At 56.0% G+C, this 516-nt stretch carries 1 rRNA gene; it reads right to left on the bottom strand.

What is annotated here, in order from left to right:
• Window positions 1–516: ribosomal RNA gene (locus V6B97_RS17130) — 23S ribosomal RNA — on the bottom strand; the annotation flags it as partial.

Genomic DNA, 516 nt, shown 5'->3' with positions numbered 1-516 from the left:
GTCTACTCCGCCCAACTTAGCGCCCTTGTCAGACTTGCTTTCGCTACGGCTCCGCTTGCGCTTAACCTTGCTGGACAGAGTAACTCGCTGACTCATTATGCAAAAGGCACGCGGTCACACCTCAAGGGTGCTCCCACAGCTTGTAGGCAACAGGTTTCAGGTTCTATTTCACTCCCCTGACAGGGGTTCTTTTCACCTTTCCCTCACGGTACTGGTGCACTATCGGTCGCCAGCGAATACTTAGCCTTGGAAGATGGTCCTCCCGGATTCCCACGGGGTTTCACGTGCCCCGCGGTACTCAGGTGCCCCTAGAGTGACGTTCGGGTTCGGATACAGGGCTATCACCTGCTATGGCGGAGCTTTCCAGCTCTCTTCTCCTGCCTAGTAGTCAATCCCACGTTGGGGTCCTACAACCCCGGCTGGTCGAAACCAACCGGTTTGGGCTGGTCCCATTTCGCTCGCCGCTACTTTGGGAGTCTCGCTTGATTTCCTTTCCTCCGGGTACTGAGATGTTTC

Origin of the sequence: Nitratidesulfovibrio sp. 1201_IL3209, assembly GCF_036763125.1 — a bacterium.
Classification (GTDB): domain Bacteria; phylum Desulfobacterota; class Desulfovibrionia; order Desulfovibrionales; family Desulfovibrionaceae; genus Cupidesulfovibrio.
The sequence above is the reverse complement of the archived record's forward strand: the minus strand, read 5'-3'. Positions and strand labels throughout refer to the sequence as shown.